Below are 23,989 nucleotides of genomic sequence, written 5' to 3'. Positions count from 1 at the left end.
TTTTATCTTTACATCAGCATGTTATTCTCCTCATGTAAGTATCTTACATTTATTAATAATGGAAATAGTGAAAGACTTTTAATTGATTAAACTAGAAAAGAAAGTATTTTTTCGTGAAAATAAATCGTGGGGAAGATAGAATATGGAAAGAACAATTTTAATTGTGGAAGATGAAGATATTTTACGTGAAATTATGAAGGATTATTTATCATTTTAGCCAAGAAGACTCCTTCCTCAAGGAACGCGAAGTGAGTAGGTGGGAGATGAAATGGCTTCGGACAAGGGATGGCAGGAAGCCATCTTAATTGTTCGACATACATAAACTGTTACTTCACTACCTATCGAATGTACGTTTGTTGTATAATAGACACATATCGAAATGGGGGTGAAACGAATGATGATCAATAAAGCATATAAATTTCGTATCTATCCAAATAAAGCACAAGCGACCCTAATCAATAAAACAATTGGCTGTTCTCGTTTTGTATTCAATCATTTCCTATCTCTATGGGATAATGCATACAAAGAAACAGGAAAAGGTTTGACATACGGTACATGCTCTGCCAAAATTCCTGCCATGAAGAAAGAGTTTGTTTGGCTAAAAGAAGTGGACAGTATTGCGATTCAGTCGTCTGTTCGCAACCTTGCGGATGCTTATACACGCTTTTTCAAAAAACAAAACAGTGCCCCGCGTTTCAAATCTAAGAAGAACAACGTACAATCTTATACCACAAAACAAACAAATGAAAACATTGCCGTTGTAGGGAACAAAATGAAATTGCCAAAACTAGGTCTTGTTCGATTTGCCAAAAGTCGTGAAGTAATTGGACGTATTTTAAATGCTACAGTTAGACGGAACCCTTCTGGCAGATACTTTGTTTCATTGTTAGTTGAAACAGAAGTGCAAGAACTTCCGAAAACAAATTCTTACATTGGAATGGATGTGGGACTAAAAGATTTCGCCATTTTGTCAGATGGAACAACCTATAAAAATCCGAAGTTTTTTCGATCATTAGAAGAGAAGTTGGCAAAAGCACAGCGTGTTCTTTCTAGAAGAATGAAAGAATCTTCTCGCTGGAATAAACAACGAGTAAAAGTAACTAGAATTCATGAATACATGACGAATGCTAGAAAAGATTACTTGGACAAAATCTCGACTGAAATCATCAAAAACCACGATGTTATCGGTATAGAGGATTTGCAAGTATCGAATATATTAAAGAATCATAAGTTAGCAAAAGCAATTAGTGAGGTATCATGGTCTCAGTTTCGAACTATGTTGGAATATAAGGCAAAATGGTACGGCAAACAAGTCATTGTTGTATCGAAAACATTTGCTTCAAGCCAATTATGTTCTTGTTGTGGATATCAAAACAAAGACGTTAAAAATCTAAACCTACGTAAATGGGACTGCTCTTCTTGTCGTACACACCATGATAGGGATATTAACGCAAGTATCAATCTAAAGAATGAAGCGATAAGGCTTCTAACCGCAAGGACTGTGGAGATAGCCTAATAAATTAGAGTTCGATAGAACTCTTTACTTAGGAATCCCTCTCTTCTAATCGAAGTGAAAGTGGGGGTAGTTCAAAAACAAGGAATTAAATAAAGGCATTTTCATATTAGTTATATTTTAACTTGTAAATGTTTTTTCTCTTAAGGATTTTTTAGAAAAAAATTCTTGATAATGTACGAAATTCATATTTCTTAGTAACAATAATCTAGACAGCTATCAAAAGGATTGTATTGGCAATCCAGGTGTAAAGGATAAAGGTATGTTTTACTTAACTGATGCAACAGAAAAGGCCTTTGAAACCGCTCTGGCTAATCATGATAAGCCAGAAGGAACAGTAGTTTTTGAAGCGTTTCTAGAAGGGAAATCCCCTATTTCTTTAACTATAAACATAAATATTAATAGAGTTGGGAAAACAGAAGGAAATTGGATAAAAATTAGTAGAAATCATAAGACAATATCCGTATCTTATACTTTCAAAATAACATACCTTAGTATCCTACTATCAACATCTAAATATTTGTGAAGAATATCAGCATGATAACTGTATTTAAGAATTACAATTATCTATAACTATAATTACATATTGGGTTCCACCATAACGTATCAAGTTAAAAAACTAATTAGCCCCCAAAACGAAAAAAGTGATCTGACTTCTCAAAGTAACTACCTTTAGAGAAAGAAAATTTTCGTTTAGGGGGTACTTTAAAATCTTAGCTTAATGGCGATATTGCCGTACCCCTATTACCATTTCTGTTCCGTTACTATACAAACCAAAGATTTTATTTTATCTTAAATTTAATTTATTTGTAAATGTGGAACAAATTTATTACTTAGATTGTCTATTAAGTGTAATCCTAAAAACTTAGTGCCCAAACTTGATACACTGAATCTGGTTTGACATCTATTTTAAGTACTGCAAAATACGAAAGGACTGATTATCTTGAAAAGTACAAGGATGTTAAAAATAGGGATGTGTGTTGGAATACTAAGTTTAAGTCTTGCAAGTGTAAAACTTTTTACAGGTGAACCATTGTAGGTGGAAGCAAAAGAAAAAGTAGAGAAAACTAAACATACAAATCATGCGGCTCATTGAGAATTCGCACAACTCGAGAAAAAGTTTGACGCTCGACTGGGTGTCTATGAAATCGAAACCAGTACAAACTGGGCAGTTACTTATCGATCACCTAATGAACGGTTTGTTTACGCATCTACCTTTAAGGCTCTGGTTACAGGGGTATTGTTACTACAATATCCAATTGACAAATTAGACGAAGTTATCACTTATACAAAAGATGATTTAGTAGAGTATTTACCAATTACAGAGAAACATGTGGATAGCGGTATGACTCTTGGGAAAATTGCGGAGGCTGCTATTCGTTACAGTGATAACACTGCGGGGAACACTTTATTCAAGAAATTAGACGGACCTAAAGGATTTGAACGAAGCTATTCCGGGAGACATTTGTGATACAAGTACAGCAAAAACACTTGCTACCAATCTTAAGGCTTTCACGGTCAGAGATGCACTCCAAACTGATAAACGTAAAATCCCTACGGATTGGATGCGTGGAAACGCTACAGGAGACGAACTCATCCATGCGGGTGTACCAAAAGATTGGGAAGTCGATGATAAATCTGGAGCCGGAAGCTACGGAACACCTAATGATATATTGCCATCGTTTAGCCACCGAATAGAGAACCAGAGAACCGATTATCATTGCAATTCTGTCCAGTCAAGATGCTATATATGATACTGAGCTAATCGCGCAGACTGCCAAGGTTACAATAGATGCTCTCAAGTGAGGGTATTGATTTTACCTTTGCTTTCTGATTCCCTATATTCCATACCATCTATAGGATAAAATTAGAAGTCGATTCTTTTTTACATCAAAAGAATCGTTTTTCACATTCTTTTCATTATGATTATGCTAACAAGAACCATTAAATTAGACGAGTAATTCAAGAACTCACTATTACAAACATTAGATATAGTACAAAGAGGTGAGGAACAGCTCACCATTCCCTTACTTTAAAGGGCAGCATTATTATAAAGAATAGATATGAAACTATTTTGTTCAAGAGTTAATCTAAGTTTTATAATCTGCTGATTAGAAAAATATTTACTAATCTCGATTACCATACTTTTTTAATATAAGTATATTTCTAAAGGTGACCTCAATAGTTTTAAGTAAATCAACGGGAGAATTGAAAGGCAGGAGAAAGTAACATGTCAGAAAATTATCGTTCTCGAGAGGAGCGACGACAAGTTAAAATGAAAAAACAACCAACTTCTAAAAAACAAAAACAACAAGGTAAAACATTGTTTCTTCGCAAATTTTTAATCAGTTGCTTACTACTTGGTATTGTAGGGTTAGTCGCAGGGGTTGCTATTTTTTTTGTTATGATCAAGGATGCACCAAAACTTGAGAAAGCAAAACTTGTTAATCCGTTATCCTCAAAAATTTATGATAAAGATGGAAAATTGATATATGAATATGGGAAAGAAAAACGAACGAATATTATGTATGATCAAATTCCTAAATTAGTAGAAAATGCGTTTTTAGCGACAGAAGATGCACGTTTTTACGAGCACAGTGGCGTAGACTTTAAAGGTACTGCACGTGCAGTTTTAGTCAGCCTAAAAGGTGATTACGGCTCTCAAGGTGGAAGTACGATTACTCAGCAAGTTATTAAAAATTACTTCTTATCGATGGAAAAAACGTCAAAGCGAAAGGCGCAAGAAATATTTTTAGCGTATAAGCTAGAACAACAGTATTCAAAACATGAAATTTTAGAAATGTATTTAAATAAAATTTACTTAGGCAACCGTTCATACGGAATCGCAACAGCAGTACAAAATTACTATGGTAAGGAATTGAAAGATTTAACACTACCAGAAGTTGCGATGCTTGCTGGTTTAATGAAAGCACCTAATAACTATGATCCAACAAAAGAAAAAAATATCAAAAAAGCAACAGAAAGAAGAAATGTTGTACTTGAATTAATGAATCGACATGGTTATATTACAAAAAAAGAAATGGAAGAAGCATCAAAAGTTCCAGTAACAGAAGGACTTAAGAAAGCAACTGAACAAAAAGAAATGCCATATCCTGCGTTTATGGATGCGGTTGTGAAAGAGGTTGAAAAAGAGTTGCCAGATGCTAATATTGGATCTGACGGCTTAGAAATTCATACTACATTAGACCAAAAGGCACAGGATTTTGCGGACAAGCTTTTAAATGAAAACATTATAAATTATCCAAATGAGAAATTCCAAGGGGCTTTCACATTTATGGATACGAAAACAGGAGAAATTCGTGCAATTGGTAGCGGGCGTGGTGAAAATAAAGCTGTATTTAAAGGACATAATATAGCGATTGAATTAAATCGTTCAGCAGGTTCAACGATGAAACCAATTTTTGATTACGCTCCTGCAATTGAATATTTAAAATGGGCTACTTACCATCAAATTGACGACTCTCCATTTAAGTATTCAACAGGACAAGAAGTTAGAAATGCAGATAGAAAGCATTTAGGACCAATTACAATGCGTGATGCATTGAAAACGTCCCGAAATATCCCGGCAATTAAAACTGCAAAAGAAGTAGGAATGAATAAATCAAAAGCTTTCTCTGAAAAGCTAGGTATTACATTTAATGTAGCACCGACCGAATCAACAGCGATAGGTACAAATGAAGCGTCACCAACTGAAATTGCAGGTGCCTATGCGGCATTTGGTAATGATGGTAAGTATACGAAGCCACATTTTGTTAAGAAAGTCGTTTATTCAGATGGTAAATCAAAAAGCTTTGAGCAAAAGCCCAAACGAGTTATGAAGGATTCTACAGCATATATGATTACTGATATGCTTCGTACTTTTGTTTCTTCTGGGTTGGGTACAGCAGCTAATATAGGTTCTTTAGATGTAGCGGGTAAAACAGGGACAACAAACTATTCTTTAGAACAAATAGCACAATATAATCTACCAGAAAGTGCAACTCGTGATAGTTGGTTTGCTGGTTATACACCACAATATACGATGGCAGTATGGACTGGATATATTAAAGATAGTAAAGACGATTATATTAGTAGTAAAAATACGAAAATTGCTCAGTTAATTTTTAAAGAAATGATGAGTAAGTTTGCTACAGATAAGTCGCAATTTAAAATGCCGAACAGTGTAGTTCAAGAAGGTAGCGAATTACGTATTAAAGGTGAGAAACGTGATTCTTCCCCAAATATGACTGAACAGCCAAGTAATAATAATCAAAATAAGCAACAAGAAAAGCAAAAGAAACCAGAAGAGCAAAAGCAAAGTGAGCTAAACAATAGTAGAGGCGAAGGAAATACAACATCGTCAAACAATGGTAGTGGTCAAGGAAATACAACGCCGCCAAACAATGGTAGAGGCGAAGGAAATACAACGCCGCCAAACAATGGTAGAGGCGAAGGAAATACAACGCCGCCAAACAATGGTAGAGGCGAAGGAAATACAACGCCGCCAAACAATGGTAGAGACGAAGGAAATACAGCGCCGCCAAACAATGGTAGAGGCGAAGGAAATACAACATCGCCAAACAACGGTAGTGGTCAAGGAAATACAACGCCGCCAAACAATGGTAGAAGCGAAGGAAATACAACATCACAAAACAACGGTAGTGGTCAAGGAAATACAGCGCCGCCAAACAATGGTAGAGGCGAAGGAAATACAACATCGCCAAACAACGGTAGTGGTCAAGGAAATACAGCGCCGCCAAACAATGGGGATGGTCGTGGAACGCCAACGCAACCAAGTTATGATGGGAATACAGGAGAAGATCCAGCAACTAATGGTTAATAAGTAATATAAAGAAATTGTTGATTCTGTTGCAAATTTTATAACCAGCATAAACAGGTTGATAAATGAGAAACAATGTTTAGGAAGTAGCTAGTAATTGTTGAGATTCATTGTACGCTGAAAAGGCGGAGTCTCTTTGTAAAGCGCCCCAAAATTTCTATTCATTATTGACTACTTGATAAATAGATTATGTTTCCATTTTAAAGAGTAGGCAAAGTTTTTTAATGCTTGTTATTAGTTTTGTATGAAGTTAACTTCGGATAATTGATTATTGTATTCTTCTAATTGGATTAGATATTCATAATCCTTTTGCAACAACGAAATTTCGTTTTTTTAGTGTACGATGAATTACATCAATTACTAACGATCGCATAAAATCCATCTGCAATCATACCAACTTTTTATCTGCTAAGAAAATTTGCACCAGTCTCCTTTTGGGCTAGCGTATATATCTTACTAAATTTACGAATTTCTTTACGATATTATTTAATGTAATGCCTACCCCAGAATCTTCTATAAATTACTATGGACTCCCTCTTGGATTATTGGAAGTTGAATCTAATACTTTACTTTATTTTTTAGGTGTTATTAATAAATATTATTACAATGAGAAGCTAATAGTGGACATTTCAAGAGTGACTATATATTTTTAAGACAAACTGCTGTAGAAAGATTAAGAATTCTTAAGAACTTTTGCCCCTTTTTCTTAAGGGTTGGATTCTAGAGTATGAGTATGAATTCTTACCAGTGGGGTGATTAAGTATGAATACAATTCACTTTCTTATTTCTGTATATAATGAGCCAAAAATCAGTTGGTGCAGCCCTTCCAAGTTTAAGGTTTATTGGAGATAAAATGATTGAAGGAATTGATTTGAAGAAAGTAAATTACATTGTCAAATATGGGCCAAGCACACGTGTATTAAAAGGGAAATTAATTATAAGAAGAAGGAATCTTATGAATTGTAATATGGCTTAGCAGTATATATTGAACAATATATTAGGGGATTGATATCACTATATTCATTATGTTATTTCTTGTTTTCCGTTTGCAAGTTAACAATAAAGAGACGATAGACATGTCTCACCTGCAAATGTCTTTAATTGTTCAATATTAGAAAAAAATGTGGAGGAATAATATGGAGTCAAAAATTCTTATTGTTGATGATGATAAAGAGATTAGAAATCTTATCTCTGTTTATTTGGAAAATGAAGGTCTGAAAACTCAAAAGGCTGAAGATGCTATTGAAGCTTTACAACTGTTAGAAGAAAAGGAGTTTGATCTTATTATTTTAGATATTATGATGCCTAATATGGATGGTATTGAAGCGTGTATGAAGATTAGGGAAGACCGCAATATGCCTATCATTATGCTATCTGCAAAATCTGAGGATATAGACAAAATTCAGGGTCTAGCCTCTGGTGCAGACGATTATTTAACAAAACCGTTTAATCCATTGGAATTAATCGCTAGGGTAAAATCCCAATTAAGAAGGTTTAAAAAATACAATACGTCAATAAATCATAATAAAAGCATCCTAGAAATTGGTGATTTAACCGTGAATACAGATACACGTCAAGTATGGGTAAGGGGAAAGGAAACAAGGCTAACTCCAAAAGAGTTTGATATTCTCGAACTACTTGCCCGTAACAAAGGGATTGTCCTGAGTGTTGCAAAAATATATGAAGCAGTTTGGAAAGAGGTTTTTTATAAATCAGATAATACCGTCATGGTGCATATTACAAAAATAAGAGACAAAATTGAAGAGGATTCTAAACATCCCATTTATATTAAAACTGTTTGGGGAATTGGGTATAAAATATGAAGAATGTTAGTTTTAGAAATAGGATCATTATAAAACTTCTTGGTGCTGTTGCAGTTAGTTTTTTTGTTTCATTTGGTTTAACAATCCTCATTTTGGTATACGTCATAGATCCATTATTTATAAAACACGAAGATTTTGGCATGTTTGAATTCAGATTCGCAATGTTGTTCTTATTCACGTTCGCAATCTTTAACTTTATAGTAATTTTTTTGATATTGGTTCGAAAGAAAATAGTATATTTGAAGCTCATTTCTGATAATGTGAATGATATTGCCAATGGAAAACTGGGTTTGACTATTGGGATTAACGGGAAGGACGAATTAACCCAACTTGCTCAAAATATCAACTATATGTCCAAGAAATTGGAAAATACATTTGAACAGGAAAGACGATTAGAACGTACAAAAAATGAACTTATAACCAATGTATCTCATGATTTACGCACACCGTTAACATCTATTATTGGCTATATAGATTTATTAAAAAGAGGGCAATACAACAGTAAAACACAATTACAGGAATACCTTGAAACCACGTATTCAAAGTCACAGAGACTGAAATATTTAATTGATGAGTTGTTTGAATATACTCGTTTATCAGGCATAGATGCTAAGTTAAATCTTAATGAAGTTGATTTATCAAGTTTGTTGGAGCAAATAGTTGGAGAATACATTCCTATATTTGAAAAGGAAAGCTTAATCGTTCAAAAATCAATCACACAAGAAACAATACCTATCTTCATAGATGTAGAAAAAATGGTACGTGTATATGAAAATCTCTTTATGAATGCGATAAAGTACAGCATAAAACCATCCGAATTATCCGTATGTCTTGAATTAATGGATAACAAAGCAATTTTGAAAGTGTCAAATACAGTCGAGAAACCGCCTGTTAGCGATCCAAATAAATTGTTTGAAAGGTTTTTCAGGGGGGACAAGGCAAGAAAAGATGAACAGGGAAATGGTCTGGGGCTTGCTATCTCAAAAAGAATCGTTGAGCTTCATAATGGTAATATACATGCAGAATATAAAGACGACTGGATGTCCTTTATTGTTGAACATCCAATTAAATAGAATGGCTTATGGAATTATAGGTTCCATAAGCTTTTTTTATAAAACTTAAGAATTCTTAAGAATTTTACGGGGTGTTTCCTAATTTTCATAGTTTATCATGTATGTATTGAAAGCGATGAGGAGAGTGAAGAAATTAAAAAAGAAAATTTTCTTTGTAGCTTTCAGGTGGATACATAGTGACAATCTCATTGAAAAGGTGATAAATAGATGAAGAAGAAAAATAAAGTGTTAATTACTAGTGTAGTAGCAATTGGAATTGCTGCTGGATCATATTTTGCATTTGCTGGCGGCGGTTCGGAAGTAGCAATGGAATATAGCGGTTATAAAGTTATAGAAAAACAAATTGAAAATGCACAAAAATTTGGCGGTGAAGTTATTCCAAATGGAATTGAAACAATTTCATTCGATCCAACAAAAGGTACGTATGAATCAGCTGTTAAAAAAGGCGATGAAGTGAAAAAAGGTCAGCTTCTGTTTAAATATAATGCCCCTACTGCTAAACAAGGTGTAACGGAAGCAGAAATGCAAAAGAAAATCGCACAAAAAGAAGTAACATTGTATCAAAAACAACTTGATGCAGCGAAACAAAAATTACAAAAAGATAAAAATGCTGGTCTTCCTCAGGAAGCATTAAAAGCATCGGAAATCGAAGTGCAACAATTAGAATCACAACTTGAAATGAAAAAATTTGAAGTTGAAAAATCTGATGAAATGATTAAAGAAGCAAAAGAGAAAGTAAACACACTTTCTGTAACGAGTCCTGCTGATGGTGTAATTGATGATATCGTAAAAACTGCTGATGAAAAAACAGGTATGAGTGGCATTACACTTCGTCACGCTGGTCCATTTAAAGTAAAAGGTCAACTTTCTGAACATGAACTTGCTAGCATGAAAGTTGGGCAAGAAGTAACTGTCTCATCAAAAACTGTCACTGGTAAGAATTGGATAGGGAAAGTAACAGAAATCGGTTCTACACCATTAAAGAGTATGGACGAAAATAAAACTGTTTCTAATTATCAATTCACTGTCACATTAGATAATAGTGAAGAATTACAAAACGGCTTCCATGTATACGTAACGAGTAAATCTGGCGAAGCAACTGGTACGATTGTTCCGAAAAGCAGCATCGTGAAAAAAGGGGACAAAAATGTTGTCTTCGTTGTAAAAGACAGTAAAGCGAAAGAACAAGCGATTACTGTTGAATTCGAGACAGATAGCGAAGCAAAAGTTTCTGGAGTGAAAAAAGGAGAACAAATTATCTCTAAACCTGAAAAAGACTTAAAAGATGGTATGGAGGTTGTCGTTGAATGATTAATTTAAAAGGCATCACGAAATCCTTCCAAAATGGTGCAGAAGCCGTTCAAATATTACACGGAATTGACGTAACTCTGAACCAAGGAGAATTCACTTCTATTATGGGACCGTCTGGTTCTGGTAAATCAACATTAATGAACATTATCGGTTGCTTAGATAAACCAACGACAGGTACGTACGAACTAGCTGGTCAAAATATTTCAAACATGTCTGAAACAGAACTTGCACATGTTCGTAATAAAGAAATCGGATTCGTATTCCAAAACTTCATGTTACTACCAAGACTTACAGCACTACAAAATATTGAATTACCTCTTATTTACGCTGGAGTCGATAAAAAAGAAAGACGTGAGCGCTCATTAGCTGCTTTAACAAAAGTAAGTTTAGCTGATCGTGCTACTCACCTGCCAAATGAATTATCAGGTGGACAAAAACAGCGTGTTGCGGTTGCTCGTGCAATCGTAAATAACCCGAAATTTATTTTAGCCGATGAACCGACAGGTGCACTTGATACGAAAACAAGTACACAAATTATGGACCTCTTTTATGAATTAAACAAGCAAGGCTCAACAATCATTATGATTACCCACGATCGTGAAATCGGTGAAGCGGCTGCCCGCCAAATTGTAATTCGTGACGGAAATATCGTCCAAGATTGGAGAGGTTAATTTTGAACACGAGTGAAACTATAAGCATGGCCCTTTCCTCTATCTTTGCTCATAAAATGCGTTCTATCTTAACGATGCTAGGAATTATTATCAGTATTAGCGCCATCATTACCATCATTTCAATGGGTGATGGTACAAACGCAAAGTTTAAAAAAGAATTAGGGCAAGGAAAAGATACGGAAGTAACCATTTACTATAACAACCCCGATTATGGAACAGATAGTGCCAAAATCACAACTGATATGCTCAAACGTCTTCAAACTGTGCCAGGCGTTAAAGATGTTGATCCAGATGTGAGTATGAAAGTAAAAGCATCTTCTGGTTCAAAAGATGTCTCTCTTAATCTAAAAGGTGGAACAGTCGCCTTTATGACAGATGCGAAAATAAAATTAGTTCACGGTCGGGAATTAAACGATAGTGAACTAAAACAAGCAATCTCTGCAGTTATTTTAAATGAAGAAACTTTCAACAAATTATTTAATGGTTGGGAACCAAATCTATATACAGACATAAAAGGAAAACCGTATAAAGTAGTCGGTGTTTATGAAGCAAAAAATGATTCCGGAATGGCTATGTCAGCAGGTTATACATCACTTGAAAATGCTCCTGTCATTTCAGGAGTAACTGAGTATGACTCTGTAAAATTAACACTAACTTCACCAACAGAACGTAAAAGTGTAGAAAAACAAGCTGTTTCTATTTTGAACGAGATGAAAGCTCCTAAATTTGAGCATAAATTTAAAGCTCAAGATATGGGTGAATTTACGAAGCAATTAGACGAATCAATCGGTATGATGAAAATGGTATTCGGTGGTATCGCTGCTATCTCCTTACTTGTTGGTGGTATCGGTGTAATGAATATTATGCTTGTATCCGTAACAGAACGTACACGTGAGATCGGTATTCGTAAAGCACTTGGTGCAACACGCGGTAAAGTATTAACACAATTCTTAATTGAATCTTGTATTTTGACTGGACTAGGTGGTTTCATCGGATTCATGCTCGGTATTTTCTTCGCTTGGATCGTCTCAATCTTTGCCGGATGGCCTCTCGTTGTCTCAACAGAACTTGGACTTCTTGCAGTAGGCATTTCAATGCTAATCGGTATTGCATTTGGTTTACTACCAGCTAACAAAGCTGCAAAACTTGATCCAATTGAATGTTTACGATATGAGTAAAAAAACGTAGGAGTGTAAACTCCTGCATTTTTTCTGTTGAAGCCGAGAAATTTTAACAGTTTTTTTAAATCTTAAGGATTCTTAAGGATTTTCACTCCAGTTTCTTCATGTTTGGATTTTAAACTATGGTTGTAAAGTTAATCTATTGGAGTGACTAAATATGAAGCATTTGTCTTTTTTATCTCAATGTATAACTAATCCAAGAAACGTCGGTGCAGTACTTCCAAGTTCAAAGTTTCTCGCAGAAAAAATGATGGAAAACATTAATTTTGAGAACGCTAAATATATTATTGAATATGGGCCAGGTACGGGTGTATTCACTGAGAAATTACTTAAAAAACGAAATTCGAATACCACTCTTATGCTAGTGGAAAATAATAGAGAGTTTTATTTAATGTTGAAAGAAAAATTTAAAAAAGAGAAAAATTTATTCATTGTATGGGGGTCTGCGGAAAATATCGACGAGTATCTAAAAAACTTCTCTATTCCTTATGCAGACTATATTGTTTCTGGTCTTCCTTTTGCTAGTTTGCCCCAAAATGTTTCAGATGAAATTTTATTAACTACCACAAAAATTTTAAAGAAAGATGGGGTATTTATTACTTTTCAATATACAAAATTTAAAAAGAAGTTCCTTAATCAGTTTTTTGATACAATAGATGAGAAATGGGAGCTTAGAAACGTACCACCAGCTTTTGTTTTTAGCTGTTCAACACCAAAAAATAAGGGAGAAAAATATGGAAGCTAAAATTCTTATTGTTGATGATGATAAAGAAATCAGAAACCTTATTTCTATTTATTTGGAAAATGAAGGTTTGCAAACTCAAAAGGTTGAAGATGCTATTGAGGCCTTAAAACAGTTGGAAGAAAAAGAGTTTGATCTCATTATTTTGGATATTATGATGCCTAACATGGATGGAATTAAAGCATGTATGAAGATTAGGGAAGAACGAACTATTCCCATTATCATGCTTTCTGCAAAATCCGAAGATATGGATAAAATTCAGGGGCTTACTTCTGGTGCCGATGATTATTTGTCAAAACCGTTTAACCCATTAGAATTAATTGCTAGAGTAAAATCTCAATTAAGAAGATATACAAAATATAATACTGAAACGAACAAGAATAAAAATATTATTGAAATTGGTAATTTGACCTTGAATACAGATGCACGTCAAGTATGGGTAAGGGGAAAGGAAACCAGGCTTACTCCTAAAGAATTCGATATACTTGAACTTCTTGCTCGTAACAAAGGGATGGTCTTAAGCATTGAAAAAATATATGAAGCTGTTTGGAAGGGGAATTTTTACAAATCGGATAATAATGTAATGGTACACATTACAAGAATTAGAGATAAAATAGAAGAAGATTCCAAACATCCCATCTACATTAAAACAGTATGGGGAGTAGGATATAAAATATGAGGATGTTTAAACTTAGAAATAAGTTAGTTGCAAAACTTCTTATTGCGGTAGCAATTAGTTTTTTTGTTTCACTTGGTGCGATATTTCTCTTCAGTAAATTGCTTTATCATCTATCCGTAAAAAATTATCTGCCCGAAGTTACTCTAGTTACAGGTTATATTTATACGCTAATTTTGTTTTCAATCATAATCTTTATCTTTATTGCAGTATTTTTGTTAATGGTGCGGAAAAAATTATTATATTTGAAACTTATTACCGAGAGCGTTCACCATATTGCTAATGGAAAACTTGGTTTAACAATCAGAATAGAAAGTAGGGACGAATTGACCCAACTTGCTCAAAATATTAATTATATGTCCAAGGAATTGGAGAATACATTTGAACAGGAAAGACGATTAGAACGTACAAAAAATGAACTCATTACCAACGTATCTCATGACTTACGCACACCGTTGACATCTATTATCGGATATGTAGATTTATTAAAAAGAGGGCAATACGACAGTAAAACACAATTACAGGAATACCTCGAAACCACTTATTTAAAATCACAGAGACTGAAATATCTAATTGATGAACTGTTTGAATATACCCGTTTATCAGACCTCGATGCTAAGTTAAACCTTAATGAAGTTGATTTATCAGGTTTGTTGGAGCAAATAGTTGGAGAATACATACCTATATTTGAAAAGGAAGGTTTAATCGTTCAAAAATCAATAACGGAAGAAACAATACCTATTTTCATGGATGTAGAAAAAATGGTACGTGTTTATGAAAACCTGTTTATGAATGCGATAAAGTACAGCATGAAACCATCCGAATTATCAATAAGTCTTGAACTAATAGGTAACAAAGCAATTTTAAAAGTATCAAATAAAGTCGAGAAGCCACCTGTTAGCGATCCAAATAAATTGTTTGAAAGGTTTTTCAGGGGAGATAAGGCAAGAAAAGATGACCAGGGAAATGGTCTAGGACTTGCTATCTCAAAAAGAATTGTTGAACTTCATCATGGTAATATACATGCAGAGTATAAAGACGGCTGGATGTCCTTTATTGTTGAACATCCAATCAAATAGAATGGCTTATGGAATTACAGGTTCCATAAGCTTTTTTTTATAAAATCTTAAGAATTCTTAAGGTTTTTACGGGGTGTTTTCTAATTTTCATAGTTTATCATGTATATATTGAAAGCGATGAGGTGAGTGAAGTAGATAAAGAAGAAAGTTTTCATTTTAGCTTTAAGGTGGATGCAACATGAAAATTTTATTAAAAGCAAATAAGAATAGCAGCTTATTTTAAAGAAATGAAAAAACAAACGTAGGAGGATATATATGACAAAACCAGTTGTAGATGTGAAAAACGTCCAAAAAGTGTACGGTAAAAAAGGTGAGAATCACTCACACGCGTTAAAAGGTGTTTCATTCTCAATTCAAGAGGGTGAGTTTGTCGGAATTATGGGACCTTCTGGTTCTGGTAAAACGACATTATTAAATGTAATTTCAACGTTAGATAAAGCAACGGGCGGCGTTGTTGAAATTGCAGGAACGGATATTACGAAAATGAAACAAGGTGAGCTTTCTGATTTCCGTTCACAAAAGTTAGGATTCATTTTCCAAGACTTTAACTTATTAGAGAACTTATCTATTTACGAAAACATCGCTCTTCCACTTTCACTTCAAGGTGTTTCATCACGAAATATTGGACCGAAAGTAGAAAAAGTAGCTGATATGTTAGGCATTTCAGCAATACTTCAAAAGTATCCATCTGAAGTATCTGGTGGACAGAAGCAACGTTCAGCAGCAGCACGTGCGTTAGTGCATGAACCAGCAATTATTTTAGGGGACGAGCCAACAGGATCGCTTGATTCTAAAAATGCAACGAGTTTACTGGATGCGATGACAAACTTAAATAAAGAGCAAGGGGTATCTATTATGATGGTTACTCATGATCCATATAGTGCAAGTTACTGTCAGCGTATTTTATTCATTCAAGATGGTGAGCTATATAAAGAAATTTATTGCGGTGGTACACGTGAAGAGTTCTATAAAGAAATTTTAGACGTGCTTGCAAACTTAGTTACACAAAAAGCGTAAGGAAGGAAGTTCAATCATGTTATTTAAGCTTTCCATGTCAGGCCTAAAAAGTAAGTTGCAAGATTACATTGTCTTACTTGTTGGTCTTATTGTCTCTATTTCAACTTTTTATATGTTTCAAACATTAGCACTCAATAAGGCGTTCCTTGAATCTAACTCTTCTATTAGGGATATTGTGTCTGTATTTAAAATTGGGTCCTTTTTGTTAGCGTTTATCACATTTTTTTATATTTTATATGCAAACTCTTTCTTATCATCTCTTCGCCAAAAAGAATTTGGTATGTATATGATGTTAGGAGCAAAAAAGCATAAAGTTACCTTACTAATGTTTATCGAAACAATTATATTAGGTGCCGCATCTCTTGTGATTGGAATTACAGTTGGTGTAGGGCTCGCAGAAGGTATCGGTCAGTTACTAATGAAACAATTAGAACTTCCTGTTAGTGGTTATCAAGCATTTTACATGCCATCTATGACGGTTACTTGCATCTTTTTCTTTGCATTATTTGTACTATCAGCAAGTATAAGTAGTATTAAGCTAGCGCGTTTTTCTGTATTACAACTTGTACATGCAGATACACAAACAGAACGTGTCGCCATAAAAGGAAAAATGACAGTTGTAGTTGCAATCCTTGGTGTGATTTTATTGGGTATTGGTTATGCATCACTAATCTATATGAAATATGCAAACCCGCTAATTGGTCTGGGATTAATGGCCGTTGGATTAATCACAGCAACCGTTGGTACTTACATGTTATTTGGATCACTTCTCCCAGTTATGATTAACAAGTTAAAGAGTAATAAAAAACGTAGTGAAAAAGGCCTCAATGCTTTTACTTTTGCACAATTAAATTTCCGCATTAATGGCCTAACAAATGTGCTTGCAACAGTAGCAATCTTAGTAGCTCTTGGTGCTGGTGGAATTACTTGTGGTATGGCATTTAAAAACAACATCCTAAAAATGACAGATCAAATGCGAATTTATGATTCAGTCATTCATAATCCAACAGCGGAAGAAAAGAAAATTTTGGGTGGTATCTTATTTCAAGAAAAACTTGAATATCATTACAAAGTTGATGATAGGTATGTTTATTATCTTAAAGAAGATTTAGAAAAAAATCGCCCTTTCTTGCAAGGTATGAAAACAGAAAAAGTTTCAGAGGGATTACCCATTGGTGCATTTTCAATAAAATGGGTTAAAGGAGAGACCGACACAAAACAATGGATCCAGGCTTTCAGAACGATCCAGCCAAATTATTTATATCCTGATTATGAAATGAAAATTGTAGATCAAAACATATACGATGGGTTGAAGGGTAAAGAAAGTACTGTGTTTATGGGGAAAACAGATGATTTTGGATCATACATAAAAGAATGGAAAAAACTTGATGAATTACAGATATCAAAATATAAAAATGTGAAAGCGGAAGAATTGGATAGTAAGTATCAAGCGTATATTGTGAGTCATGATTTTGCCAGCGGACTAATGTTTATGGGTTTTTTCGTTGGAGTTGCATTTTTAGCAATGATGGCAAGCTGCTTAATGTTTAAAATTCTATCCGGTGCATCCAAAGATAGTACACGTTATCAAATGCTTCGTAAAATCGGTGTTCGCCGAGAGTTATTAGCACAATCAATTTATAAGGAGTTATTCTTTGTATTCTTAGTCCCAGCAATTGTGGGTATTGTTCACGTATTAGTTGGTATGAACATGTTCAGAGTTCTTTTGCCTGATCCGTACAATCGTATTTGGGTACCAATTATTATTTTCGTAGTGATTTACTCGATTTACTATTTTATTACAGTTCAATTGTATAAAAGAATTGTACTTCCGAAAGAAAATTAATGTAATGATATTATTTATACGAAATATCAACATAATCTGCCCCCATTTATTGATCATTCTAAATGGGTTTGGAAATAATAAATGGACTAGCACTACAATCCATAAACGGTGTTTAATGTTCCGTATGATACTGTGTTTTTAGTAATGAGTTTTGGAATTTCCGGAAAGTATTGTTGATAGTGCCATTAGAGAAGTTAAAGAGGAAACTGATCTTGAAGTTAGCAACCTTGTTTATAAAGGACTTTATGAATATGTTAATCCGATCGTCAAAGACCGATATATGATATTTAACTATTTTACAAAAGACTTTAAGGGGGATTTACTAAAAGATTCACCAGAAGGAAAAGCTGTTTGGGTGAATATCAATGAAGCTTACAATCTTCCTATGTAGAAATCCATTCGTAGAAGATTCCCTTTGTTCTTTGAAGAAGTAACATTCGAAATTTAAGTGGAATGGGATCACGAAAAAAATCAAGAGGGACTAGTTACTATAAAGAGAACATAGACAAAACAATGCTGGCCTACACATATTAGTAATATCTAATATGTGTAGGCCTTTTAATTTTAAGCATTTATTAATTTAGGTCTTGATAATATACGAAATTCGCGTTTTGTTGCCGTACTCCCTTATGATAAGGATTCTTTTTGTATCAAAAATCCACAAATAAAAAAAGATAAGGAGTAAATAAAAGGATAACCATCATATTTTTATTATATATTATTTTTAGTTAATTTGGGATGTTAATCCCATAATTAACATTTATATCTATATGGGGTACAGCCGAGATACGTGTAAGAGTAGGTCATAACCTTACTTTTATTTCCAATATGATTTGAAATCGGATTTTTTATTTTTTGGCTTTATTAAATTATATTGTTGATAATTACGATATAAAAATGACTTATCGATAGGATAAGTCATTTTTCAATTTCCAGTTCGGTTATTGGGGGTTTTGATATATGATTTTATAGAAAATGACTATTTGTTTGTATAAAGAATTGTGATTGCTCGTAGTTATAAGTAACTTTTGAAAAATTAAATGGCTGACCATTTGTTAAATGAAAAATGCCTTCAACATAAAGCTTAGGTGATCCATTATCCAAATCCAAATATCCGGCCTCTTCTTTATTTAGTTTTCCTACATGAATATATGAATCTGCAAAGCCAACCCTTAAGCCTAATCCTTCCGTAATATAATTAAATATAGATTCAGTTACAATCTCCTTGTTTAAATACGTTATTATAGATTTATTGTAATATGATTCCTCTAAACACAACGGTTTTTGGTTAATGTACCGAATCCTTTTTACATAATAAATATCATCATCTAGATTCATATTTAAATTCTTTGCTACTTCTGGTGTTGGTTTTTTAACTTCTAATTCAACTACTCTTGCAGTGATATTACAATCCTCAAGATCTTTTTTAAATCCTTGATTAGAAAGTAAACTAATATAGCCTTTTCTTTTATGCCTTCTAACAAATATTCCGCTTCCTCGAACTTGAAACACTACACCCTTTCTCTCTAAAAGGTCTAATGATTTAGTAATAGTACTTTTGCTTACTCCAAATTGATTCATTAACGTTTCTAAATTTGGTAATTTATCTCCTTGTTGAAGCTTATTATCCTCAATGTACTTTTCAATTTCATTTGCAATTGTTTGGTATTTTAACATATACATACCTCATTAAATTATTTATTTCGCTTAATATCAAATATAGCATAAACCTATTAATAGGACATCTAATATAATCGTTAATGAATAATAATTTTGTTAAGTTATTGATTAATTATACCGGTACAATTATAATAGGTGTGTATAAAAGTCGAAGGAGGGAGTTAGATTGTCAAAAAAAATTAGAGATTATCCTAAACTTGCAAAGGATATTTTAGAAGCTGTCGGCGGAGAAACGAATGTTATTAATGCTACACGATGTGCTACAAGGCTTAGGTTGGTACTTAAGAGATCTAATCCAAAAGCCAAAGAAAAAGTTGCAAGTTTACCCGGGATTATTGCGGCTGTAGAAAATGGTGGGCAATTTCAAGTTATTATTGGGCAACATGTAGGAGAAGTCTATGAAGAATTTGCAGGTTTAATAAACACCGATATTCCTAGTGAAACAAAAGCAGAAAAAAGAATAGTGTTAAACCGTATAATCGCAACCATTTCAGCGGTTTTTGCCCCATTTGTTTATATTTTAGCCGCAGCTGGCATTTTACAAGGTTTACTAATATTAATAAAATTACTCTCTGATAACTTTGTAGAAACTGGAACTTATCAAGTTCTAAACTTTATTTCTTGGGCGCCATTTACTTTTTTACCGATTTTTATCGCAATTACAGTATCAAAGCACTTTAAAACAAACATGTACATAGCAGTGGCGTGTTGTGCTGCATTAGTAAGTCCCTTATGGACAGAAATGGCGGCGCAAATTGTATTACTTTTTTAGGTATTTCCTTAACTGAAACAGTGTATACATCTTCAGTGTTACCACCACTATTTTTAGTGTGGACTTTGTCCTATCTTGAAAGATTTTTAAATAAGCGAATCAATGAGGTAATTAGGCCGTTATTTGTACCGCTTTTATGTATGGTAATAATGGTTCCGCTTACATTGTTGCTGATTGGACCTCTTACAACAATGGGAGCAACAGAAATTGCAAATGGTTATAATTTCTTAGCGGAAAATGTACCCGCATTAGCTGGAGCCATTATAGGAGGGTTCTGGCAAGTAATAGTTATTTTCGGTATTCATTGGGGGACTACTCCTATGGTGTTAGCAAATTTTGATTTGTATGGTAGAGATTCATTCCAAGCCTATCAAACAATTGCAGTGGTTGCACAAGTTGGTGCCGTACTGGGTGTTGTTTTAAAAAGGAAAAGTCAAGAAGTGCGCAAAGTTGGAGTTTCAGCGGGTATTACTGGACTTTTTGGTATTACAGAACCATCTATTTATGGCGTGAATTTAAGATTTAAAAAGCCATTTATATTCGGATGTATTTCAGGCGCTATAGGTGCAATTACAGCTAGCTTTTTTAATCCATACTACTTTGCCTATGCGGGGTTACCAGGTCCATTAACGATTGTAAATGGTATAAATGCTGACTACCCAATGTCTATCTGGGGAATTTTATTAGGTTCTGGGGTTGCGATTATTTTACCTATCATTTTAGTTCAAATATTTGGATTCGGTGAAGATACAGCAGAAAAAATAGAAGGTGAAAACTTAGCAGCAAAACAAGAACGCGAGACAAATATCCAACAGAATAATGAAGAAACAATCGGTGCTCCATTTAGTGGTAATGTTATCACACTTTCAAAAGTACCTGATGAAGTATTTAGCTCAGGTGCTATGGGGACAGGTTTAGCTGTAGATCCGTCAGATCATAAATTATATGCCCCATTTGATGGAGCAGTTGTCATGATTGCACCTACCAAACATGCGATTGGGTTACGCTCAGAATCTGATATTGAATTGCTTGTACATATTGGTTTAGATACAGTTAAATTAGCTGGAAAGCCTTTCACTATACATGTAGAAGATGGTAGAAAAATCAAAAAAGGGGATTTATTAATTGAATTTGATAAAGAATTAATTCAAACACATGGGTTAAAAACAATTACACCTATTATCATAACAAATTCGAATACTTATAAAGAAATTATTTACAGTAGTAAAATAAGGAGGAATAAACAATGAAAACAATGCCAAAGAAATTCTTATGGGGTGGTGCTTTAGCTGCCCACCAATTCGAAGGTGGATGGAATCAAGGGAATAAAGGACCTAGTGTAGTTGATGTACTAACTGCAGGTGAACATGGAGTGCCAAGACAAATAACAGATACAGTTGAACCTAATACGTTTTATCCTAACCATGAAGCAATTGATTTTTATCATAGATATAAAGAAGCTATCGCTTTATTTGGTGAAATGGGATTAAAGTGTTTAAGAACTTCTATCGGATGGAGCAGAATCTTTCCAAATGGTGATGAAACAGAGCCTAACGAAGAAGGACTACAATTCTATGATAATGTATTTGATGAATTACTTAAATATGGTATTGAGCCTATCATCACATTATCTCATTTTGAAATGCCATTGCATCTAGCCAAAGAATATGGTGGATTTAGAAACCGAAAAGTAATAGACTTCTTTGTAAAATTTGCTGAAGTTTGTTTTAAACGATATAAAAATAAAGTGAAATACTGGATGACTTTTAATGAAATCAATAACCAAATGGATGTAAATAACCCACTATTTTTATGGACAAACTCAGGAGTGGTTGTAAAAGAAGGAGAAAATGCTAAAGAAGTAATGTATCAAGTAGGAACATCATGAATTAATTGCAAGTGCATTAGCTGTAGCAAAAGGAAAAGAAATTAATTCTGATTTCCAAATTGGGGCAATGATTTCGTATATACCTATTTACCCTTATTCATCAAACCCGGAAGATGTTATGCTAGCCGAAGAATCACTAAGACTAAAATACTTCTTCCCTGATGTTCAAATTCGTGGTTACTATCCTAAATATGCGTTGAAAGAATTTGAAAGGGAAGGGTACGTTATTAATTTCGAAGAAGGTGATGAAGAGACATTAAAAAATGGTACAGTAGATTACCTAGGATTTAGTTATTATATGTCCACGACAGTAAAAAATGATGTGGAAATTAGTAGTGCAAAAGATATTGTAAACGGTGGTTTAGCTAAAAGTGTGGAAAATCCATATATTAAATCTACTGATTGGGGATGGGCAATTGATCCAACTGGATTAAGATATACATTAAATCGATTGTATGACAGATATCAAATTCCATTATTTATCGTAGAGAATGGATTTGGAGATGCGGATATTCTAGAAAAAGATGGGGCAATCCATGACCAGAAAAGAATAGAATATTTAAAATCACATATTGAAGCATTAGAAAAAGCAGTAACCTACGATGGTGTCGATTTAATTGGTTATACACCTTGGGGAATTATAGATATTGTCTCATTTACTACAGGCGAAATGAAAAAACGCTATGGGATGATTTATGTGGATCGTGATAATGAAGGTAATGGATCCATGAAACGATACAAAAAAGATTCGTTTCATTGGTATAAATATGTAATTCAAACGAATGGTGAAATTAATGTTCGATAAAAATTATTTTAGACTATTAAAGGTTCTTTTGTAAGCGTTGCTTTTTCAACGTACAATGAATTACTGCAATTACTTACAATTGCATAAAATTTAAATGTACTTCCCCTAGCTTTCTATCTGATTAAAGAAATTATGGGTTTGGATTATTTGAGCAGTGTTGTTTATAATGATATGTAGTTGTATATTTGATTATTTACAAAAGATTCGAGACCGAAGAGATGAGGGGAAATAGTTATTGGAAAATATAAGAACTTAATTATAAGATTTCCCGTTCTCGTGAAAAAACACTAGTAAATTCAATTTTGAAGTTTGTTAAGCTATCATTGCTTTTCATTGATGTATAAGTTGCGAGATATAATTAATTTCTTTACGTAAAGAGCAAAACCACTCGCTGTGCCTCGTGAGTGGTTTTGTTTTATTTGGGATTTATATAAAAAAGGGGGTTGTATATTGATAGTCGCCGAGATTGTGATTTTAAGGTAATTATCTTTTCCGTAATGTATAATCCACTGTTAAGTTGAATTTTAAACCACAGCAAAAAAGCATTGATTGGATTATTTAAGGAAGAATAAAAATGAAAACTACTGGTATAAATCGTAAAGTTGATGAATTAGGATTTCAGTTCCAACAATAAAAATTGGTGACTATGTACAATTTTCAAATCGCAAGAATCCTTCTTTAAAATTAAATGGTTATGTAGTAAATATTTTAACTAACACAATTATCGTAGATGTTTCAGAAACTATCCAAAATAAGGGTTATAAAGAATTAGACGTTCGTCATGTTGTAAAACATGGTCGCTATAAAAAAATTCGTTCTTATAAAAAACAGGCTTCCTAAAAACTTAAACAATTGCTAATGGAAGTGTGAATCTCATGAAAGAATACATGAGCAATCATAAAAATAGAGTCCTAATAATAAGGGACTCTATTTCTTATGTATATCTTATATCTGTTATATAATTTACTTTTAGGGGTAGCACCACATCGCTATCAAGCTAACAAAATAAAATCCCCCCTAAAATGAAAAAATACGCTATTCTTTCTGTAGAATCATAGGAAAGGATGGCGTT

General features: G+C 33.6%; 17 protein-coding genes and 4 pseudogenes. 20 read left to right on the top strand and 1 reads right to left on the bottom strand.

All coding sequences use genetic code 11. The features are described from left to right. Positions 1-142: 142 nt before the first annotated feature. The 17 genes and pseudogenes from ABH957_RS17500 to ABH957_RS17420 form a co-directional block, all read left to right on the top strand. Positions 143-208 (top strand): annotated as a pseudogene (locus ABH957_RS17500) (response regulator); the annotation flags it as partial. Positions 209-394: 186 nt separating this feature from the next. Then, a complete protein-coding gene (gene tnpB / locus ABH957_RS17495; protein ID WP_404455334.1) occupies positions 395-1,516 on the top strand; it encodes an IS200/IS605 family element RNA-guided endonuclease TnpB in 1,122 nt (373 codons plus the stop codon). A 259-nt stretch (positions 1,517-1,775) separates the two neighbouring features. Beyond that, positions 1,776-2,039, top strand: a complete 264-nt coding sequence (locus tag ABH957_RS17490) for a hypothetical protein (protein WP_242488377.1) — start codon at positions 1,776-1,778, stop codon at positions 2,037-2,039. Between the two features lie 411 nt (positions 2,040-2,450). Then, positions 2,451-3,319: pseudogene (locus ABH957_RS17485) on the top strand (serine hydrolase). Positions 3,320-3,743: 424 nt separating this feature from the next. After that, positions 3,744-6,353, top strand: a complete 2,610-nt coding sequence (locus ABH957_RS17480; protein WP_404511867.1) for a PBP1A family penicillin-binding protein — start codon at positions 3,744-3,746, stop codon at positions 6,351-6,353. Between the two features lie 796 nt (positions 6,354-7,149). Beyond that, positions 7,150-7,329 (top strand): hypothetical protein, encoded by a 180-nt coding sequence (locus tag ABH957_RS17475; RefSeq protein WP_003193198.1) that lies wholly within the window; start codon positions 7,150-7,152, stop codon positions 7,327-7,329. Positions 7,330-7,489: 160 nt separating this feature from the next. Further along, positions 7,490-8,176, top strand: coding sequence for a response regulator transcription factor (locus ABH957_RS17470; RefSeq protein ID WP_002147746.1), 687 nt, complete (start codon positions 7,490-7,492; stop codon positions 8,174-8,176). Continuing rightward, a complete protein-coding gene (locus tag ABH957_RS17465) occupies positions 8,173-9,249 on the top strand; it encodes a sensor histidine kinase (RefSeq protein WP_404511865.1) in 1,077 nt (358 codons plus the stop codon). The genes ABH957_RS17470 and ABH957_RS17465 overlap by 4 nt, the downstream gene beginning before the upstream one ends. 207 nt (positions 9,250-9,456) lie before the next feature. Continuing rightward, entirely contained in the window at positions 9,457-10,560 is a 1,104-nt protein-coding gene (locus tag ABH957_RS17460) for an efflux RND transporter periplasmic adaptor subunit (RefSeq protein WP_016126975.1), read from the top strand. Beyond that, positions 10,557-11,231, top strand: a complete 675-nt coding sequence (locus ABH957_RS17455; protein WP_016126976.1) for an ABC transporter ATP-binding protein — start codon at positions 10,557-10,559, stop codon at positions 11,229-11,231. Before ABH957_RS17460 ends, ABH957_RS17455 begins: the two co-directional genes overlap by 4 nt. 26 nt (positions 11,232-11,257) lie before the next feature. Beyond that, positions 11,258-12,409, top strand: a complete 1,152-nt coding sequence (locus tag ABH957_RS17450) for an ABC transporter permease (protein WP_003193210.1) — start codon at positions 11,258-11,260, stop codon at positions 12,407-12,409. Positions 12,410-12,569: 160 nt separating this feature from the next. After that, positions 12,570-13,157, top strand: coding sequence for a class I SAM-dependent methyltransferase (locus tag ABH957_RS17445; protein WP_016126978.1), 588 nt, complete (start codon positions 12,570-12,572; stop codon positions 13,155-13,157). Further along, the gene (locus ABH957_RS17440) at positions 13,147-13,833 is read left to right on the top strand and encodes a response regulator transcription factor (RefSeq protein ID WP_404511861.1); all 687 of its coding nucleotides are present in this window, start codon (positions 13,147-13,149) and stop codon (positions 13,831-13,833) included. Before ABH957_RS17445 ends, ABH957_RS17440 begins: the two co-directional genes overlap by 11 nt. Beyond that, positions 13,830-14,909, top strand: a complete 1,080-nt coding sequence (locus tag ABH957_RS17435) for a HAMP domain-containing sensor histidine kinase (RefSeq protein ID WP_016126980.1) — start codon at positions 13,830-13,832, stop codon at positions 14,907-14,909. Before ABH957_RS17440 ends, ABH957_RS17435 begins: the two co-directional genes overlap by 4 nt. A gap of 255 nt (positions 14,910-15,164) precedes the next feature. Further along, positions 15,165-15,926: an ABC transporter ATP-binding protein gene (locus ABH957_RS17430; RefSeq protein WP_404511859.1), complete on the top strand. Its 762-nt coding sequence runs from the start codon at positions 15,165-15,167 to the stop codon at positions 15,924-15,926. Positions 15,927-15,942: 16 nt separating this feature from the next. Then, on the top strand, positions 15,943-17,772 hold the full coding sequence (locus tag ABH957_RS17425) for an FtsX-like permease family protein (protein WP_404511857.1): 1,830 nt from the start codon (positions 15,943-15,945) through the stop codon (positions 17,770-17,772). A 151-nt stretch (positions 17,773-17,923) separates the two neighbouring features. Beyond that, on the top strand, positions 17,924-18,163 hold the full coding sequence (locus tag ABH957_RS17420) for an NUDIX domain-containing protein (RefSeq protein ID WP_233156266.1): 240 nt from the start codon (positions 17,924-17,926) through the stop codon (positions 18,161-18,163). A gap of 575 nt (positions 18,164-18,738) precedes the next feature. Here ABH957_RS17420 and ABH957_RS17415 read toward each other — a convergent pair. Then, positions 18,739-19,449 carry a GntR family transcriptional regulator gene (locus ABH957_RS17415; RefSeq protein WP_404511855.1) on the bottom strand — a complete coding sequence of 237 codons (711 nt, stop codon included), beginning with the start codon at positions 19,447-19,449 and terminating at the stop codon, positions 18,739-18,741. Positions 19,450-19,618: 169 nt separating this feature from the next. On the opposite strand from ABH957_RS17415, the pseudogene ABH957_RS17410 reads away from it, so the two are divergent. The 3 genes and pseudogenes from ABH957_RS17410 (at position 19,619) to ABH957_RS17400 (ending at position 23,757) form a co-directional block, all read left to right on the top strand. Beyond that, a pseudogene (locus tag ABH957_RS17410) lies at positions 19,619-21,474 on the top strand (beta-glucoside-specific PTS transporter subunit IIABC). Next, positions 21,471-22,917 (top strand): annotated as a pseudogene (gene bglA, locus ABH957_RS17405) (6-phospho-beta-glucosidase BglA). The pseudogenes ABH957_RS17410 and bglA overlap by 4 nt, the downstream one beginning before the upstream one ends. Before the next feature lie 609 nt (positions 22,918-23,526). Then, complete coding sequence (locus tag ABH957_RS17400; protein ID WP_087944776.1) at positions 23,527-23,757, top strand: DUF2187 family protein; 231 nt, start codon at positions 23,527-23,529, stop codon at positions 23,755-23,757. Positions 23,758-23,989 lie beyond the last annotated feature (232 nt).

It is taken from the genome of Bacillus sp. RC242, from assembly GCF_044908245.1.
Taxonomy (GTDB): domain Bacteria; phylum Bacillota; class Bacilli; order Bacillales; family Bacillaceae_G; genus Bacillus_A; species Bacillus_A mycoides.
Note: the sequence above shows the minus strand (reverse complement) of the source record. Positions and strands in the feature narration are given on the sequence as shown.

Excerpts from the sequence above, each read along its gene's own strand:
- tnpB (WP_404455334.1), top strand. The coding sequence starts at position 395 with ATGATGATCAATAAAGCATATAAATTTCGTATCTATCCAAATAAAGCA.
- ABH957_RS17490 (WP_242488377.1), top strand. The coding sequence starts at position 1,776 with ATGTTTTACTTAACTGATGCAACAGAAAAGGCCTTTGAAACCGCTCTG.
- ABH957_RS17480 (WP_404511867.1), top strand. The coding sequence starts at position 3,744 with ATGTCAGAAAATTATCGTTCTCGAGAGGAGCGACGACAAGTTAAAATG.
- ABH957_RS17475 (WP_003193198.1), top strand. The coding sequence starts at position 7,150 with ATGAGCCAAAAATCAGTTGGTGCAGCCCTTCCAAGTTTAAGGTTTATT.
- ABH957_RS17470 (WP_002147746.1), top strand. The coding sequence starts at position 7,490 with ATGGAGTCAAAAATTCTTATTGTTGATGATGATAAAGAGATTAGAAAT.
- ABH957_RS17465 (WP_404511865.1), top strand. The coding sequence starts at position 8,173 with ATGAAGAATGTTAGTTTTAGAAATAGGATCATTATAAAACTTCTTGGT.
- ABH957_RS17460 (WP_016126975.1), top strand. The coding sequence starts at position 9,457 with ATGAAGAAGAAAAATAAAGTGTTAATTACTAGTGTAGTAGCAATTGGA.
- ABH957_RS17455 (WP_016126976.1), top strand. The coding sequence starts at position 10,557 with ATGATTAATTTAAAAGGCATCACGAAATCCTTCCAAAATGGTGCAGAA.
- ABH957_RS17450 (WP_003193210.1), top strand. The coding sequence starts at position 11,258 with ATGGCCCTTTCCTCTATCTTTGCTCATAAAATGCGTTCTATCTTAACG.
- ABH957_RS17445 (WP_016126978.1), top strand. The coding sequence starts at position 12,570 with ATGAAGCATTTGTCTTTTTTATCTCAATGTATAACTAATCCAAGAAAC.
- ABH957_RS17440 (WP_404511861.1), top strand. The coding sequence starts at position 13,147 with ATGGAAGCTAAAATTCTTATTGTTGATGATGATAAAGAAATCAGAAAC.
- ABH957_RS17435 (WP_016126980.1), top strand. The coding sequence starts at position 13,830 with ATGAGGATGTTTAAACTTAGAAATAAGTTAGTTGCAAAACTTCTTATT.
- ABH957_RS17430 (WP_404511859.1), top strand. The coding sequence starts at position 15,165 with ATGACAAAACCAGTTGTAGATGTGAAAAACGTCCAAAAAGTGTACGGT.
- ABH957_RS17425 (WP_404511857.1), top strand. The coding sequence starts at position 15,943 with ATGTTATTTAAGCTTTCCATGTCAGGCCTAAAAAGTAAGTTGCAAGAT.
- ABH957_RS17415 (WP_404511855.1), bottom strand. The coding sequence starts at position 19,449 with ATGTTAAAATACCAAACAATTGCAAATGAAATTGAAAAGTACATTGAG.